The following is an 18,461-nucleotide window of genomic DNA, read 5'->3' as shown; positions in this document are numbered from 1 at the left end:
ATAGAAATATCCCTATTTCTATAATTGGATATTTCCCTACGTCTCTACTTTTATTATAGAAATGATGATATAGGGGTGAGCTCTTGAAAATTACTGATTCCATTGTATGTACCACTTATTACTACTATAATCTTCCTTGTAATATAGAAATATCCCTATTTCTATAATTGGATATTTCCCTACGTCTCTACTTTTATTATAGAAATGATGATATAGGGGGTGTCCCTGAAAAATTACTGATTCTATTGTATGTACTGCACATCACATCACATCACTATTATAATATAGATATTTCCCTATATATATACTCTTATTATTAGAAATGATGGTATAAGGGACGCCTTTGAAAATTACTGATTCTATTGTATGTACCACTTATTGTAGCTTTGAAATAAAGTTTGATTACAAATACCTCACAAACCCATATTTTATGGTAAAGAAAAAGAATCCAATTTGAAAAATCTTTGATCAAAATGGATTCCACTTTTGAGATTGACTATTTATCTTTCATAAAAAAGTTTGATCATTTTTGTGATCTTTCCTCCATTAAAGCGCCCTATAATGGAATACCGAAAATAGAAATCCGAATGCAAATTAGCTTATTTTCCTTCAACTAACGCCATCCACCCATGGAACAAAAAGGAAACAGTAAAGTTAACTCTTTTTCCCATAAGGAATAATGACTTTGTTCAGTAATCAGTATCATTTTGCCAATGTAATGAACTTACTTTATTAATTTTCAACGGAAACCCTCTTCATTAATCGCTTTAATTTATTTTCTGTATCTGTTTCCCCTACTGGCGTATAGATACTGCACCGTAAATCCATATCACCTTGAACTTGAAGAGAAGTTAAATTAAACAACATTTTGCCTGCTTTAGCATGTCTGAATTCAATTATCATGTCTGGAGCCTTACTCACTTGACTTTCTTGCCATAAATCCTGGAATTCTGAATGTGAATGACTCATTTCTTTAATAAACTGGCTGTACCATTCATCGTCTAAATAGCGTCCATAATAGGTACGGAAAATAGCAAGAAAACCTTTCACAAAATGTTCCCAATTGACGGCCAATGCTTTTAATTCTTTTCTAGCGAACACTAAACGAATCAAATTTCTTTGATCATTCGGTATTTGTTCAAAATCTAAAAAAACATAAGCAGCTGCAGAATTCCAGCCCACAATATGACAATGTCGATCCGTAATGATAGTCGGACAATATGTTAATTCATCTAGTATTCGTATTAAAGAAGGGCTAAGCTTTGATTGATCCTTTTTTGGACTTGTAATTTCTGAATTTGTTTCTAATGCCAGGTCATATAAGTAGTCTATTTCATCATTATTTAATTGCAAAGCTTTAGAAATACAATCAAGTACGATTGTAGAAACCTTTATATCTCTTCCTTGCTCTAGCCATGTATACCAAGTGGTGCTTACACCTGCTAACTGTGCAACCTCCTCTCTTCGTAACCCAGGTGTTCTTCTCCTGGTTCCGGCAGGCAAACCAATAGACTCTGGACTAATTTGGGCGCGCTTAGTTTTTAAGAATGCCGACAGAGCTTCACGCCTAGTTTTATTATTCATTTTTAAAACTCCTTATCTTATCAATTTAACCTAGTAGTAGTTATACTAGGATAAATCCCCCCTTGTAATAGGATAAAATGACTGTAAAATACAAGTATATTATTGATTGGAGGGAATGCAAAGTGGAAAGAGTTGTGATTACTGGTATGGGAGTAGTTTCTCCTATAGGAAACGACATCAAAACATTTTGGAACAATCTAATTAAAGGGGAATCTGGTATAGTCAATATCGATACTTTCGATGTTACAAATTATAAAACAAAAATTGCGGGTATCGTCCAAGATTTTGATGCAGATGAAGTTTTAGGAAAGAAAGAAGCAAGACGATTAGATCGTTTTTCTCAATTTGCTTTGGCTGCAGCTGAACAAGCTTTGTCAGATTCTAAGTTAGACCTCGATCGTATAGATGTAGAAAGGTTAGGCGTATATGTAGGTTCAGGTATCGGAGGAATTGAAACCTTGATTGAAAATGTTGATGCGCTTAGGCAGAAGGGGCCAAGAAGAGTCAGCCCAACTCTAGTACCTGCCATAATGTCTAATGCTGCTGCAGCACAAATTAGTATCAAGTGGAATGCGATGGGACCTTCTATGTCACCTGTTTCTGCTTGTGCAATTGGAAATACAGCTATCGGAGAAGCCTTTAGACTAATTCGTTCTGGAGAGGCTGACGTTATATTTGCGGGTGGAACGGAGTCAGCTATAACAGACTTATCAATAGCAAGCTTTGGTAACGCTACAGCATTATCAACAAGAAACGATAATCCCACTAATGCTAGTCGTCCATTTGATGAAAATCGAGATGGATTTGTCATGTCAGAAGGAGCTGGAATTCTAATCTTAGAATCTTTATCTCATGCTTTACGTAGAGAGGCAAAGATTTATGCAGAAGTCATTGGATATGGTGCAAGTTCAGATGCACACCATATCGTAGCTACACATCCGGAAGGTAAAGGTGCCTATCTTGCAATGAGATCAGCTTTAAAAAATGCCAATATATCGCCTGAAGAAATTGATGTTATTAGTGCCCATGCAACAAGTACAAAAGTGGGGGATATCTCTGAAACGATGGCTATTAAGCAGCTGTTTGGAAAACAAGCTTATCAGATTCCAGTAACAGCTAATAAATCTATGCTTGGACATATGTTAGGGGCAGCTGGTGGAGTTGAAGCAATTGCTTTAGCAATGAGCTTAAAGGAAGGGATAGTTCCTCCAACAATTAACTTAGAAAATCCTGATCCATTATGTGATCTGGATTATGTACCATCTGTTGCTCGCCAAGTGAAAATAAATATAGGTCTATCTAACTCATTTGGCTTCGGAGGTCATAATGCAGCTATTGTTTTAAAGAAATACGAGTGAATAAACTTTCTCTCGTCAATCTGACCGTTTCCTCTAGAAACGGTTAGATTTATTCAATTAAATGGCCCGATTGCTGAATAAGAAAAAATCCTGCACATCAACATAGGATTTTGATCAAACTTTTTTACATATTATCAATCTTTATTTTAAACGATCCGACTTTTTTATAAATTATCAAACTTTGTTTTAAAGCCACACTTATCACTATTATAACCCCTCAATAAATATAGAAATATCCCTATTTCTATAATTGGATATTTCCCTACACCTCTACTTTTATTATAGAAATGATAATATAGGGGGGAGCTCTTGAAAATTACTGATCCCATTGTATGTACCACTTATCATAACTATATTCCTCCTTCTAATATAGAAATATCCCTATTTCTATATTAGATATTTCCCTACGTCTCTACTTTTATTATAGAAATGATGGTATAGGGGGAGCTCTTGAAAATTACTGATCCCATTGTATGTATCACTTATCATAACTATAATCCTCCTTCTAATATAGAAATATCCCTATTTCTATATCTCTACCATCAAGTTACACTTATGCAACATCAATTCTCTCTTTTTGGGATATTTATTTTTCCTAGCTTGATAGGCATGGAATATGGGGACATAAGGACTTTTTCAAAAAATAAATGGCGTGGTATAAATGACAGATTCTATTGCATGCACCACATATCACTGCTATAATCGTCTTTATAACATGGAAATATCCCTATTTCTATAATTAGATATTTCCCTATATATCTAATCTTTTCACTAGAATATAAAAATAGGGATATAGGGGAATATCCTAGAAAATAAATGGAGTGGTATAAATGGCTATTACAATTACTGTTGGGAATTACAAAGGGGGCGTTGGTAAAACCACTAATGCTGTATTAAGCTCTTATGAATTCGCAAAAAAGGGGAAACGAACATTACTCGTTGACCTTGATCCACAGAGTAATGCAACAAAATCTCTTATGTTAACAAAATCTATCCTTAATCCTGACGAAAAGGTAACTTTAAATAAAACATTGATGAAAGGGATTCAAGAGGGGAATTTAGATGGATTAGAAGTTGAAATAATGGAAAATTTACATTTAATTCCTTCTTATGTTGATTTTCAGGATTTCGCAAAATTTCTATATAAATCGTGTTCTTCGGAAGAAGAAGAAGATTTCTACTTTAAGGGATTACTTGAGCAAATAAAACATAAATACGATTACATATTTATCGATGTTCCACCTATGTCAATTGAAGTTACAAAAAATGCAGTTGTAGCTTCTGATTATGTTCTTATAACTCTACAAACACAAGAACGTTCCCTTACAGGTGCAGAAAACTACATTAACCAACTAATAAAATTAAAAGAGCAATATAATCTTGATATTGAAGTTGTAGGTATTCTTCCAGTGCTATTAAAAAATAATGGTAAAGTGGATGAATACATTATGGAAAATGCTCGTGAAATTTTTGGTGAAGAAAACCTATTTAAAAATATCGTTCCACAGATGGAACGTATTAAAAGGTTTGATGTTAACGGTATTACTGAGAATGATAGACATGATTTAAATGTAATAGAACTATACGAAAAAATTAGTGATGAATTATTATCTCGTATCAATGTTTTTGAAAGTATGAAGGTTGGTGTATAACATGGCAAGAACTCCTGGATTATTAGGCAGAAAAAAGAGCAATTTTGACCCAACAGATCCTTATATCCCAAACGAGGATTCAGTTGTAACAAAAAGTGGCGAAGGTACTCCTACTTTTCCACCTAAAAATGAACAAGAACAAGTAAATCAGCAGGAACAAAAGAAGGAGCAAACACCAGAGAAAAAGAAATTTAAAAACCAACAAGGTAGTATTAAAATTTCTAGTCAATCTAAGGAAGAGCTTGGAGCACTAATGAAACTTACTAATATGAAATATGCTCATGAAATAATAGATTTACTTATACATCATTATGTAGAAAATCAATTAACTCCCGAACAGAAAAGGAAATTCAAATTATTAACAGAGATTTAGAAATATAGAAATATCCCTATTTCTACGTAGGGATATTTCTATATTTTTTGTTTTTAAAAAATAGCCTCACCAGAACTTCCTCCACAACCTTTCCTTCTCTCACCCACTGCAACAATAACCCCGTTCTAAATTTAAGACGGGGTTAAAATATAGTTGTTTAATTTTCGATATAAGATACTTCACTGTACTCAAAAATATAACAATAAAGTCGATTAAAAATCTAAGGTTTATTCAGCAATAGCGCCCTATTGTGGAAGATAATAAGCACATCTCCTCTTCAACTAACCCCTTAAATCCCCAATAATTTTTTTGGGAAAATAATTATTTCGTCTATATAATTAAATATACGATTGGACTTTATGATAATTCAATATCATGAGCTTTTCTCGATATATGTAAATATGAGGAGGTTTATTACAGAATTTACGATACGGGAAAGCCCACGCAGGACTTTAGTCCGTCTTTAGACGTGGGATGCAAGTATCGTCTTTGCGTAGCAAAACATGGTATACTTTATTCATAGTCATGCAAAAGACGTAAAAACATTTGAGAACCAACAATCTGTACGGTATGGTCACAGTACCGTAGCCCACGAACCTATATGGTCTGTTGTGGGAGTGGTGATGGCACACCGCAATCTTGCACGTCAGCGATACCAGAAATGGACTTCGCCTTTGGTAGCAAGAATCCCACTGATTTTAGTCAGTTGGCCCCTTTAGGGGTGGGAGTGTCAATAATAGGGCTAGAACCACTTGTATTTTTAGTCAATTCCAATTAAGTAATTCAACCTAAAATTCTATTCTATATTTTTTTTAGCTGCGTAATCACCATAATAGTAAGTTCTATCTAAATCATCATATTTAGGAGTAGCGATTATCGTGTATTCACCATTTTCATCGACTTCAAACAAAGCTACATTATTATATTCCCATCCCACAAAATGATCTGGATTTGAATCATCTACTAACATATCTATGTTGTATATCCCTTTTGTTAATACCCCACTTTTTTGAAAGTCCTCAATTAGATCGTTGGCCTTTGGAATAGGATGTTTATTTTTATTCATGTCAAATTCAAATAGAAAATTCACCACACCTACATACCTGCTATTATAATTTTCACGTCGGGGGTCACTTGGTATTAATGTAGGTAAAAGTCCAGTAGTATCAATCTTTTGAGTCTTTTTAAAATTATCAAGTAGCTCTTGAGAATTATTTATATTTAACTCAATGTTGTCATAAGGAAATATACGAATAGGACCATTTTCTTCTGTGACAGCTTTATTAGGATATTTTACTAACCCATATTTTTTTATGATCTGTTTCATTACTTGAACTACTTCTGGATGTTGCTCAATATATGCGCCCTTGAATTGTTCGAGATAGATATCGTCACTATCATCTTCTAAAATTTTCAAAGTATCTCTTTCAATCATTAGAAACGGATAAGTACGATATGGCTTTTTAATTTCTACATAAGTTTGATGGTCAATCCCATTAAGCCAATTATTATCTGTCCGAATAACAGAAAACTCACCTTGTATTCCATAGTTTGTTTTTAAATATTCTTGTATGGGTTGATTCAGTTTATCTTTAGGGAAATAACATCCACTAAGAATTAGGAATGATGTACTTACTAAGATGACTTGAATTAATCTTTTAATACTCTTCATTTTTCACCCTACATTTCTTAAATTTTAATAATATTATAACATTTTCATTCAACTAAACTGCCACGTTGGCTTAAGTACACTTCTTTACAATCTTAACGAAACAATTAATAAAGTCGTTTAAAACAACTTTATTATGTTTTAAACGACTTTATTGTAAATTAAACAACACAATAAATATATAAGAGCCTTACTATATTTTTTTGTAGTAAAGCTCTTATATTTTGTTTAATTCACGTTGAACTAAAGTACCCGTTACTCAATTTAGTTAGATGAGTTATTTATTAGAAAAATTATCAATTGCTTGAATAGCTAATTCCAACGCTTTTAATTCTTCAAGATCAGGAATATCATTTTAGTTTCATTTTCATTGTAGCCTATCGTTTTTGACCTCAATGGTTTAAGCATTATCCTTTAATTTTATAATTCTATTACGTGTACCACATATCATCCCTGTGCTCCTCTCCCTTAGTATAGAAATTTCCCTATTTCTATATATCACTGATTTTGTTATCAAAAATAGCGAAGATACTCCTGTTTCTTCACCTAAAAACGAGTAAAGACAAGTGAATGTATAAGAGAAAAAGGAATTTAAAAACCAATAGGGCAGCTTTAAAATTTCTAGCCAAGCTCATGAAGAGCTTGGAACACTAATGAAGCTCACTAATAAGAAATAGGCTCAAGAAATAATGGATTCACTTATACATCATAATGTAGAAAATCAATTAACTCCCGAACAGAAAAGGAAATTTTAATTATTAACAGAGATTTAGAAATATAGAAATAGGGATATTTCTATATTTTGTAGTTTGAAAAATTGCATCACTAGAACTTTCTCCACGACTTTTTCTTTTCTCTCGCCGCTGCAAATTCCTCATGTTATTCCTTCATCAATGGATTTTTCTCTAAAGTAAACTGTTTAATATTTTTCTTGTACTAAGCTACTGATCAGTACTAACAACCCATTGTTTTTGAGCTAGTAGCACCATTCTTTTTATCTTGTTAAAATCAGGAAGTTTTATTTTCATTGTAGTTAATCTCTTTTGACAGCAATGATTTATGTATTATTTTTTAATTCTATAATAGGTACCACATATCATTGCTGTGATTTTCTTTTTAAATGCAGAAATATCCCTATTTCCACAAGTAGATATTTCTATATATCCCTATTGTTATTATCAAAAATAGCGAAGATATTCCTTCTTCTTCACCTAATAGTTAGCAAAAACAAGTGAACCTGTAGGAGAAAAACAAATTTAAAAATCAACAGGACAATATTAAAATTTCTAGTTAATCTAAGAAAGAGCCTGGAGCACTAATGAAACTCACTGATAGGAAATATACTCATGAAATAGTTAGTTTACTGATTAATCATTATGTAGAAAATTAATTAGCTCTTGAACAGAAAAGGAAATTTAAATTATTAGCAAAAATGTAACTTTCCCCATAAAGTTGCCGCTAAAGGAAGCATATCTTTGCCGTGGATTAATTATTAACCCATAAGCTTGCCATGAATGCTGTTGGTTTGTAATAAAGTTTGATCATTTTTCTACCTGTGTTTGCTCCACAATCGCGCCCGATTGTGGAAGATTGAAAATGCGAAAGAGCTGCAAAAATATCCTCTAAGTTATTTTACTAACGCACCGTTTACTTTAATAAAAGATATTTATAATAAGATACTGTTTTATTTTCTTTTCGAACGCATACCTTTTAATTTAGTAATCTTATCTTGATTAGGCAATTGGTTATATATTTCACTCTTAATATCATAAATGGCAATTTTCCCTTGATCGTTATAGTGTATTCCCAAACCATAATTTTTCACTAAAGGAGAAGCTCTGAAGCAAGCCATAGATTTTGAAAAAAATTGTTTTCGCAGTTCATCTGTATTTTCTTCTTCTATTTGATTTTTGATTAAATAAGTTTTAAATTGCACGTCTTCTTGTGTAAATTTATAAGGATTATTCTTAATTAAATCATATTCAATAGAAGCAATAGTAGGTTTTCCGTTTCTGGTGACAGGTACTATGGCAGAAGTAGCTTTTGAATCCTCTGAAATGGTAATAAGTGTATTCTTGTAACTCATATAATAACCTCCTTAGTAAACCAATTTTTCATAAAGATATATAATATTTATAATTATAAAAATATCCAGGAATTATATTTCCAAGTTTAGGAATCGACTTCAAAAAAGTTCTTCAACAAAAGCGCCCTTTAATGGAAGATTGATCTACAATATCAGGGTGAAATAATCACCTGATTCATAGAAAAACCGCGGTTTATACTGTAATCCGTGCCATAACAAAGCATTAGCCAGTTCCCATTTGTTCAATGAATTGAAATGCTGTCGGGGGTGGACCATTTTCGAGCCTCAAGCGAATTAAATTAGCACACTCTTCAGGGTTTAGTACTGAAGTATCGATTTCTAAGTCATAAATACCGGGCTCATGGACGGACTCTTGCCATAGTTTTACTGGTAATGGGATTGAACCATCTTCTGAGTCACCAACTTTCCATGTTTCTATCCGTCGTTTCATAATAATTTCAATTGGACAATGTACCCCCACAAACATAACTGGCAGTCCCTTTAGTATCCGTGCACATTCGGGCAGAATTCCCCGTGGGACGGAATAATTGTCATGATGACCGACATCAACTACGACGTTTATCCCTAAACGACTGTGTGTAGCAATAGACTCATACATGGCTTTATACATAAGTATAACCAAGGGCTCAATATCGGGTCGCTCGCCACCAGGACGTAATCCAATACCTGGCTGATAGCGTTCTGGGGTCATTTGCATGAACCAATCTACTCCTAAGTTCATCCACACACCTTTAAACGTGCTCTGGATTACAGTGGCGATGCTGGATTTCCCAGATCTAGGAGTGCCGTTCATAATAACAATTTGTCCAGGTTTATCCATTGGTAACATACAGGAATACCCCTTTCATGATTCTACCTTGTAATCTCAACTCCGATTTTCCCTTTAAAGGAATAACTTACAAATTCAAGAATAATCCTCAATAGTCCTTTCTTATTTCATAATCTGGCCCTTTAGTGGAGTAACTTTATTGCTACTCAACAGTTCCTTAATCCGCCTTTCAGTTCAGATCTTCTTTTCACTATAAAAACATCTCTTTAGATAAACAGATCCAAAGGGACAAAACATCGCGTCTTTTTTATAAACACTGTGACTTTATTTAAAAGCGACATTAAAAATATTCTTCAAATCCTGGAAGCATAAGTTTGCCGCAAACAAAAAGAATCATAAGCTTGCCGTTCCGGCAAACTTATGGTTCATATCACAAAAAAAAATATAGAAATATCCCCGTTTCTAAATAGGGATATTTCTATATTTTTTAGTATATTTTAAAACAGGCAAATTCAATAACTACATTAAAAAGAATCCTATTTCTAGGACTCTTTTTAATACTAATTTTTAACTTACATTTTATCGATGATCATTTGTCTTTTATACCATTGATTTAATTTGCTTCTCGCCGTACTAGAGAGACGTTTTGTTTTTTTATTATAAAATCTAGAAAGAGTAGGCTGCGATATACCTATCTCTATTGAAAGTTCTCGCATAGTTATATTCTTTTTCATATGCATAAACTCTATTTTCTCTCTGATTACTTCTTCATTTGCACTAGTATCTAATGGTTTTTCTATAGTTTTTATTGGCTGACTTTCTTCATGTATTGTATCAATTGTTTTCTTTTTCGCTAAGTTTTCCATTGAACTAATTAGTTCTTTGGGTGGCAATATTACTATTCCTAACTGTGAATAATAGTTTTTAAACCAATTCTTCTTTGTCAGTTTTTCTTCTTCTAAACCATTATGATATTCCCAATGAGAAATTACTTCTTCTTTTTCTAAATCACTAAGAACATTTTCTAATTGTTCGCGGATACGATTAGGTTTTTGTTTCTGGTTTATACCCATAACTGCTAACAAGCCTTTATCTCCACCTATAGAATAAGGTCTTTGTAAGCTAGAAAACATTTGACGTATTCTCCATTGCCATGTCAAATATCGAATTAATCTTTTATGATATTTGTGTCTATAACTATTATATTCAAGTGCCTTTTTTGATAATAATGCGGTAGTACTATTAGATCCATATAGATATCCGGATAAGAAACTTCCCGGTTTGATTCGACACGATTCTATCCCCATGTATTCGTTTGTGTTTTTATCTCTCCATAGAACTACGGAATCTAATACAAATAGCCTTTTAATTACCTCACGTTTTACTTCATAATGCTTACCTGTTTCAGCGCGATCATTTAATACGACTACTTCATTGTCATCATTTAGATATATAAAAATACTCGCTAGGGCCGCAATCCGCTTCGCAACTTTAATTTTATCTTCCACCCTATAATATTCAACACCATTTGCCTTAGCCTTTGAGATACTGCACATTTCTAAAACTTGTTCATATGAAAAATCAATAAATTCATCAGGCGATTTTGCTTCATTCAACCATTGAATCGTGATGGTATCTAAACAATCTGCAGTTAAATCATCCATATTACTCATTACACCATCTACTAATGTATTCCATCTTGCTGTCTCTTCAATGTTCGTTAACTTTAGATCTTCATCTTTATGAGAGGAAAGCTGTGCCACTCCATTACTATCCTTTGTTTCAATAGGATAAGATTTTAACCGTGTGTTTTCATCTTCTTCAAATTGATTTTTAGCTATTCCATCTCTTAACTTATAATAGACCGCGGAGTTATTTACTTCTAAATAGTTTTCATTCAATATGTTCGCATCTGATTCACTTGTTGCTGTATGCACTATAGTACTAGCTGTCTGATTTTTACGAAACTCTTGTTCAATAAAGACACCTATGGTCTCATGAATAATTAATTTGTAATGATCTATATTTCTAAATATATCTAGAGAAGAAATACCTTTTCTTTGTTGTTGCTCTAGCCACTGTACAAGCATTGAAAATGACGGAGAAAGGTACTCTGAAGTCACAATTTTACTTTTATCTGCTTCAACGTCAACATAATAGGAAACCCATTTATGCCACAATTGATCATCTTGTTTATACAATTGTTCCGTTATTGATAATGCATCTCTAAACAATTGTAGAACGTCTTCCATATAAATTCGGCTCCTTATATACATTTATTTATTATTGATCTGAATTTGAAAATAATTAGCTATATGATGTTCCTTTTTATAAAACTAGAAAAGAAATCAGAAAATTCTTTCCTTTTCATTTCGCTGTTAACATGTTAAGGGCTCTAGTTTGCATACTTATAACCCGCTCTGTAAATGATTATACAAGACTCTATCGATTTGTAAAATCCAAATTGCAAAGAGAAGTGAACACCTAAAAGAAACTCTTGAAAAAGCTTATCAAATAAAAATGAGGTAAAGGGCGCTTTAATTGAGCAAGGATAACAAAAATTATCAAACTTTTTTATGAAAGGATGATCCAATTGAATATAGAAAAAGCGTGTTTTGAACAATCTTTTTTCAAAACACGCTTTTTTAACTTGCCTCTTTTATCAAGGTTTATTAAGTTAATTTAATCAAACTTTATTCTAAGGCTACAGCTACCTATTCCGCTAGCTAAAAAATAATGTAGAAAATTAATAACTTGAGCAAAAACAGCGTCTATTTACATACTTAACATACAAAATTGTTTTGTTAAATATAGGAGTTTTTTGGCATTTGTATATAGTAAATTCATTTAAAATCTTGAAAAATATCAAAATATGTAAATTGTATGACATTTTTAGCGAATTTATATAATATTTGTAATTTTTTGTTTTATAATGGTAATCGGGTCGTTCGTGAATGTTTTGGATATTGCGATATATACTCAGATTAATTTATTTTAGGGAGGTTTCAAAATTGGGTAAGAGAGTTATTATCAGAGTTTTTACATTATTATCAGTACTGGCATTATTCCTTAATGTATTTTTACCAAGGGCTAGTGCAGAAGTTATGACTCACGAAAAGTATTCGATGGACTGGAGTTACAGTAATCAATTAGGAAAGTATATTAGAACTGAAATTATTAAAAATTCAAGTGGCCAAATCGCTTATTGCCTAACTCTGGGATTAAAATCACCAAATGGTGAAGATCTTCCTGAAATGGGGAAAACAGATAATGTAGTATATAGGGTCCTATTAAATGGTTTCCCACAAAAAAGTGTAGAACAACTGGGAGTAGCTAATAAGAATGAAGCACATTATGCAACTCAGCTTGCGGTTTGGAATGCATTAGGCCAACTTGATGTAAATGAATTAAAGCATGAGAATAAAAATGTTGAAAAAGCGGCTAAGACAATTATTAATGCTGCAAATAAAAGTGAAGATACTCAAGATATTTTTATGAATGTGATTCCTGCTGAAAAGCAAAAGGCAGAATTAAAGGGTGAGTTCTTTGAAACAAACCTATACACAGTACAAACAAATGCTAAGAGTGGTTCTTATAAGGTAGTAGCGAAAAATGCACCTAATGGAGTTAAAATTGTTAGTGAAAATGGAGAAGTGAAAGATCAGCTTTCAGTTGGGGAAAAATTCCGCATCCAAATTCCTAAAGATACAAAAACAGGTGAATTTAATCTAAGTGTTGCTGCAAATTTAACTAAAGTTCAAGCAATTGCTTATCGAGGTACTGATACTGTTCAGAATGCTACAGTACTACTAGAAAGAAATGAGGAAAAGCTTAGTAGTGACTTTGCAGTAAATTGGGAAGCTGCTGGTTCTTTAAAAATTAAAAAGGTTGGAGAAAATGGAGAAGTATTAGCTGGTGCAGTATTTGAAGTCTTTAATGCAAATAATGAATCAGTTGGAAAAATCACGACTGGTGCTGGTGGCACTGCTGAATTAAATAACCTACCAATTGGTACCTACACAGTAAAAGAAATTAAAGCACCAACAGGTTATGTTTCAGGTGATAAACCACAAACTATTGAAGTCAAGACGGGGGAAACAGGAGCTGTTCAAGTAGTAAACAACAAAGTAACAGGTAACATCGAAATTAAAAAACTTAGTGATTCCGGAAAGGTTTTACCTAATGTTGAATTCACGGTCTTTACTGAAGATGGAAAAGAAGTGAAAAAAGTAGTAACAAAAGAAAATGGAATTGCAAACGTTGAAGATCTTACGTATGGTAAGTATTATTTCTTAGAGACAAAAACACCTAATGGATATGTTGGAAATAAAACAAAGTATCCTTTTGAAATTAAAGAGCACAATAAAACACTTACTTTTACAGTGGAAAATACTAAAGTGAAAGGCAGTGTAAAATTACTAAAAGTAGATAATGAAGTTATCAGTAAAAAATTAGAAGGTGCAGTATTCGAGCTAAAAGATGAAAGTGGAAAAGTAATTGGGGAATATAAGACAGATAAAGATGGTGAAGTTAACGTCAAAGATTTAGCGTATGGTAAATATTCATTTGTAGAAAAGTCTTCTCCGAATGGTTACGTTCTTATTACAGAACCAAATGTGTTCGAAATAAAGGAACACGGAAAAATTATTGAGTTATTAGCAGTTAATCATCTTATCAAAGGTAATCTAGAAATTACAAAAGTTGATGTAGCTGATGGAAACAACAAGCTTCCAAATGCAGAATTTACCATTTATAACGAAGAAGGAAAAGAAGTAGTAAAAGGAAAAACAGACGATAAAGGTATCGCGAAGTTTGAAAAGTTACCATTTGGAAAATACACATATAAGGAAACTGTTGCACCAAAAGGTTATGTATTGAATGAAGAAACGTTCTCTTTTGAGATTAAAGAGAATGGTCAAATCATTAAACATATTGTCAAAGATGTAAAGATTCCATCAGTAAAAACAACAGCTACTGATAAAAACGATGGTACAAAAGAAATGCACACTTCTAAGTCTGTAACTATCCAAGATAAAGTGGAATACAAAGACCTACAAGTAGATAAAGAGTACGCTTTAAAAGGTAAATTAATGGATAAAGAAACTAATAAACCATTAGTTGTAAATGGTAAAGAAGTAACAGCTGAAACTAAGTTTACACCAAAAGAAGCAAATGGTTCTATTACATTAGACTTCACATTTGATGCAACTGGTTTAGAAGAAAAAGAAGTAGTAGTATTCGAAGATGTACTGAAAGACGGAAAAATTGTTACAACACATGCTGATATCAACGACAAAGGTCAAACAGTTAAGTTTGTTAAGCCTTCTGTAAAAACAACAGCTACAAACAAAGCTGATGGTGGAAAAGAGATTCATGCAAACGATTCTATCACTATCCAAGACAAAGTAGAGTATACTAACTTAGTTGTTGGTAAAGAGTACACTGTAAAAGGTAAACTAATGAACAAAGCTATTAACAAACCATTATTAATTGATGGTAAAGAAGTAACAGCTGAGACTAAGTTTACTGCAAAAGAAAAGAATGGTTTTGTAACATTAGACTTTACTTTCGTTGGCGCTGAACAGCAAGGAAGAGAAGTCGTAGTGTTTGAAGACTTATTACATGAAGGTCAAGTAATTGCAACTCACGCTGACATCAATGATGAAGGACAAACAGTTCGATTCGTAGAGCCTTCAATTAAAACAACAGCTACAAACAAAGCTGATGGTTCTAAAGAGTTAGACGCTTCTAAATCTGTAACTATCCAAGATAAAGTGGAATACAAAGACTTAATCGTGGGTAAAGAGTACGTTGTAAAAGGTAAACTAATGGATAAAGCAACAAACAAACCATTATTAGTTAATGGTAAAGAAGTAACAGCAGAATCTAAGTTTACTGCAAAAGAGAAAAATGGTTCTATCACACTAGACTTCACATTTAATGCTTCTGAACTACAAGGTAAAGAAGTAGTAGTATTTGAAGAACTGTATCAAGATGATATCTTAGTAGCAATTCACTCTGAAATTGAAGATATGGGTCAAACAGTGAAATTTAAAGAGGTAAAAACTGACCAGCCTAAACCTGACCAACCTAAACCTGATCAGCCGCATCCAGATAAAAGCACTCCAACATCAGAACAACCTAAAGCAGAAAAGACATTAAAATCAGGAATATTACCAGTTACAGGTGGAGATATATCCATGTGGATCTCAATGGGCGCTGGCCTATTATTATTAGCTCTTGGAACTTTATTATTTATCAAACGTAGAAACGCATAATAACTATATAATTTTTACACAGAAGGTCTTCTAATAATTAGAAGACCTTTCATTTTTATTTTTTTACTTATAAATTTGCCGTAAGAGGAAGCATAATATTATCGATTTTTTAAACCATATAAGTGATATTAGTGTGGGTTTTATGTCATTTGATTGGCAGGACTCCTGTCTTAATTAGAATGGTCGTGCTTTATTATGTAGATGGTTTTCCAAGTTATACCGTTTTCTTTTGCAATATGAAAATGACTTTATTGTATGAATGACAAAACAATATTTTCGTATACTAAGGTCGAAGAGCGATTTAAGGAGGGGTAAAGAATGACTGAGCAAAATCGAAATCAATCTGCCATTGACCAAGGACGTAACAAAACAAAACGTGGGATTGAAGCGGCAAGCGATACAGTACAAAATGCAATTGATGTTGTTGAAGATGCTGGAAAAGCAGCAGTTGACCGTATTTCCGATGCAGTTAAAGACGTTACGGCAAGATGATTTATTTGAGTCTCCGTTGTGATAGTTGATTAAAGAAAACAAGGAACAAGACCATTTTTTGGCGGTTTTGTTCTAATTCCGTTACAATTCGTCCGATTCAAAATAGGATGTTAGTTAAGTAAACTACTCGCCATTTAACGGTATTCCATGTATCTATTAGCTAAAAAATCCCGCCTTCGAATAATTAACTGTAAAATTTCTCATTCAGACAAACCTAAAATTAGAAATCGTACTATGCTAACAAAATAGGTACTCTATATGTTGAAGTACATTTACAAGGAGGAAATGCTACATGACAGTAAGTACTAAGCTTAAACAGACTATCGCTGGATTAAAGAGTGCTCAAGCATGCCTAGAAGGATTTGTTCTTGATACTGATAACCAGCAAGCAAAACAATTATATAAAGGTGCAGCACAACAAACTCAAGAAATTATTGAATCTTTAAATCCTCGTCTTCAGCAAATTGAACAAGAAGAGCCTCAGTACAAGTAATAACATAATACCTTTCACATAGAGTATCGTCCACATGGAAGTGTATTTAGCATAGCAAAGGAATGCAAGTATACTGATCTATACTGCATTCCTTTATTGTAATTGTATGTCCACTATATTTTTATTCTTCCTTCTCCAAAATTAAAAACCTAACATCCAAATTTCTTATTTTTCACCTCTTTCTGGATCCACTCCATTGTAATAAAAACTCTTCGTTAAATGTTCAAACTATTAACTATCCCCCCTAAACAATAATAATTTTTAAAATAGTAATTCCAAATGTTATAAAAAAAACAAATTAAATCTTTATAAGAGAAAACAACTTGGATAAAAACAGGTTGTTTTCTTTTATAGGGAAAAACAAAGAAAGAGTGGAAAAGCAATACACAAACGTGTAAATCACATGAAGTAACCGATAAAGAGAATGAAAATTCTGATAATTTAATCGCTAAGGGTTTTCGTTTACTCTTTCTTTGTTGTTATGAGTATAACATTAAAAATAACATAAATCAACAAAAAAACACATAATTCTCATAATTTCGACATTTAATTCATCGTACTCTAATTTCAACTTAAAAACATAGACTGTAGCTGTGAACTACCACCACTTACCGATTATCACCGCTTGAAGTGGGGGCTTCCTGATTCTACAAGCATTGCCTATCTCTTACGAGATTCGGTCTTACACGCTCTCCACAGGCGTAGATTATACTGTTCGGACAAGACCTTGCCCTACAGTTATATAGATGTTATATACATTTAATATGTTGGCTGATACGCAATTTGCGTTAAGCCGGCTTTTTCAATGTTAATCGCTGCATTGTGGTCACGATCCAGTACAGTACCACATTGTTTGCATACGTGCGTACGAACAGAAAGTGATTTCTTAACTGTTTCCCCGCAATTCGAACATTTTTGTGACGTGTAGTGCGGTTTTACCATTACCAAACATCCACCATTTCGTTTTGCCTTGTAGGAGAGGAATGTACGGAACATCCCCCAACCTGCATCGTGGATGGATTTTGCTAGGTGACGGTTACGTACCATATTTTTGATTTTTAGGTCTTCTATACAAATTACACCATAGCTGTTGGTTAATCGGAAGCTTAGTTTGTGCAAGAAATCCTTACGTTGATTCGCTATCTTCGTATGAATTTGTTGTAATTTGTCTACTTGCTTGCACCAGTTCTTCGAACCTTTTTTCATTTTTGAATGTTTACGTTGCGCACGTTTTAATTTACGCCCTTCTTTGCGTAAGAACGTAGGATTCTGAACTTCTTCTCCATTAGATAGAACCGCAAATTTTTTGATGCCTACATCAATACCAGTTGTTTTATTTGCATCACAAATAGAATCTTGGTTTACGTGTTTTTCAACACAAAAAGTCGCAAACCAACGGTTTCCTTGATGTTTTATGACAACTTGTTTAACGCGGCCATCTAATTTACGGTGCCATTTGATATCAATGACCCCTAATTTCGAGATAAGAAGTTTACCGCCTTTTGTGAGAGAACACATACGACGGCTTGTCCCCAAGGAACCATCCTTCTTTTTATATTTGAACATACCAAATTGAGTAAGAGTAATAGAACGATATTCTTTAAAACTTTTCATTTTTGGATAGCCAGCATCCTTTTTAAAGAACTTTTTATAGGCTTTTTCCAAGCGCGCAAACACTTCCTGAAA

General features: G+C 33.0%; 12 protein-coding genes and 1 pseudogene. 7 read left to right on the top strand and 6 right to left on the bottom strand.

The window, feature by feature from the left end; genetic code table 11:
• Positions 1-732: 732 nt before the first annotated feature.
• Positions 733-1,584 (bottom strand): helix-turn-helix transcriptional regulator, encoded by an 852-nt coding sequence (locus tag BAU28_RS00355; protein ID WP_071717369.1) that lies wholly within the window; start codon positions 1,582-1,584, stop codon positions 733-735.
• 122 nt (positions 1,585-1,706) lie between these two features.
• On the opposite strand from BAU28_RS00355, the gene fabF reads away from it, so the two are divergent.
• From fabF to BAU28_RS00340, 3 genes are all read left to right on the top strand, one after another.
• Positions 1,707-2,942 carry a beta-ketoacyl-ACP synthase II gene (fabF, locus tag BAU28_RS00350; protein ID WP_071717368.1) on the top strand — a complete coding sequence of 412 codons (1,236 nt, stop codon included), beginning with the start codon at positions 1,707-1,709 and terminating at the stop codon, positions 2,940-2,942.
• A gap of 830 nt (positions 2,943-3,772) precedes the next feature.
• Positions 3,773-4,594 carry a ParA family protein gene (locus BAU28_RS00345; RefSeq protein ID WP_071717367.1) on the top strand — a complete coding sequence of 274 codons (822 nt, stop codon included), beginning with the start codon at positions 3,773-3,775 and terminating at the stop codon, positions 4,592-4,594.
• A gap of 1 nt (position 4,595) precedes the next feature.
• On the top strand, positions 4,596-4,967 hold the full coding sequence (locus tag BAU28_RS00340; protein ID WP_071717366.1) for a hypothetical protein: 372 nt from the start codon (positions 4,596-4,598) through the stop codon (positions 4,965-4,967).
• A gap of 796 nt (positions 4,968-5,763) precedes the next feature.
• Here the strand turns inward: BAU28_RS00340 and BAU28_RS00335 are convergent.
• Positions 5,764-6,639 carry a hypothetical protein gene (locus BAU28_RS00335; protein ID WP_071717365.1) on the bottom strand — a complete coding sequence of 292 codons (876 nt, stop codon included), beginning with the start codon at positions 6,637-6,639 and terminating at the stop codon, positions 5,764-5,766.
• Positions 6,640-7,085: 446 nt separating this feature from the next.
• Between BAU28_RS00335 and BAU28_RS30810 the strand changes: the two are divergent.
• A pseudogene (locus tag BAU28_RS30810) lies at positions 7,086-7,391 on the top strand (hypothetical protein).
• A 929-nt stretch (positions 7,392-8,320) separates the two neighbouring features.
• On the opposite strand, the gene BAU28_RS00320 reads toward BAU28_RS30810, so the two are convergent.
• From BAU28_RS00320 to BAU28_RS00310, 3 genes are all read right to left on the bottom strand, one after another.
• The gene (locus BAU28_RS00320) at positions 8,321-8,722 is read right to left on the bottom strand and encodes a DUF6157 family protein (RefSeq protein WP_071717364.1); all 402 of its coding nucleotides are present in this window, start codon (positions 8,720-8,722) and stop codon (positions 8,321-8,323) included.
• Between the two features lie 223 nt (positions 8,723-8,945).
• Complete coding sequence (locus BAU28_RS00315) at positions 8,946-9,572, bottom strand: chloramphenicol phosphotransferase CPT family protein (protein ID WP_071717363.1); 627 nt, start codon at positions 9,570-9,572, stop codon at positions 8,946-8,948.
• Positions 9,573-10,084: 512 nt separating this feature from the next.
• Positions 10,085-11,764: a helix-turn-helix domain-containing protein gene (locus tag BAU28_RS00310; RefSeq protein ID WP_071717362.1), complete on the bottom strand. Its 1,680-nt coding sequence runs from the start codon at positions 11,762-11,764 to the stop codon at positions 10,085-10,087.
• Positions 11,765-12,523: 759 nt separating this feature from the next.
• Between BAU28_RS00310 and BAU28_RS00305 the strand changes: the two genes are divergently transcribed.
• The 3 genes from BAU28_RS00305 to BAU28_RS00300 all read left to right on the top strand — a co-directional run bounded on the left by BAU28_RS00305 (position 12,524) and on the right by BAU28_RS00300 (position 16,775).
• A complete protein-coding gene (locus BAU28_RS00305) occupies positions 12,524-15,790 on the top strand; it encodes a VaFE repeat-containing surface-anchored protein (protein ID WP_071717361.1) in 3,267 nt (1,088 codons plus the stop codon).
• 318 nt (positions 15,791-16,108) lie between these two features.
• Complete coding sequence (locus tag BAU28_RS30265) at positions 16,109-16,282, top strand: hypothetical protein (RefSeq protein ID WP_165615139.1); 174 nt, start codon at positions 16,109-16,111, stop codon at positions 16,280-16,282.
• A 292-nt stretch (positions 16,283-16,574) separates the two neighbouring features.
• Positions 16,575-16,775, top strand: a complete 201-nt coding sequence (locus BAU28_RS00300; protein WP_003198197.1) for a DUF1657 domain-containing protein — start codon at positions 16,575-16,577, stop codon at positions 16,773-16,775.
• 759 nt (positions 16,776-17,534) lie between these two features.
• Here BAU28_RS00300 and BAU28_RS00295 read toward each other — a convergent pair.
• Positions 17,535-18,461, bottom strand: a 927-nt coding sequence (locus BAU28_RS00295; RefSeq protein ID WP_071717360.1) for an RNA-guided endonuclease InsQ/TnpB family protein, incomplete at its 5' end; no start/stop codon positions are given.

The organism is Bacillus paramycoides, from assembly GCF_001884235.1.
In the GTDB taxonomy this organism is placed as follows: Bacteria; Bacillota; Bacilli; order Bacillales; family Bacillaceae_G; genus Bacillus_A; species Bacillus_A paramycoides.
Note: the sequence above shows the minus strand (reverse complement) of the source record. Positions and strands in the feature narration are given on the sequence as shown.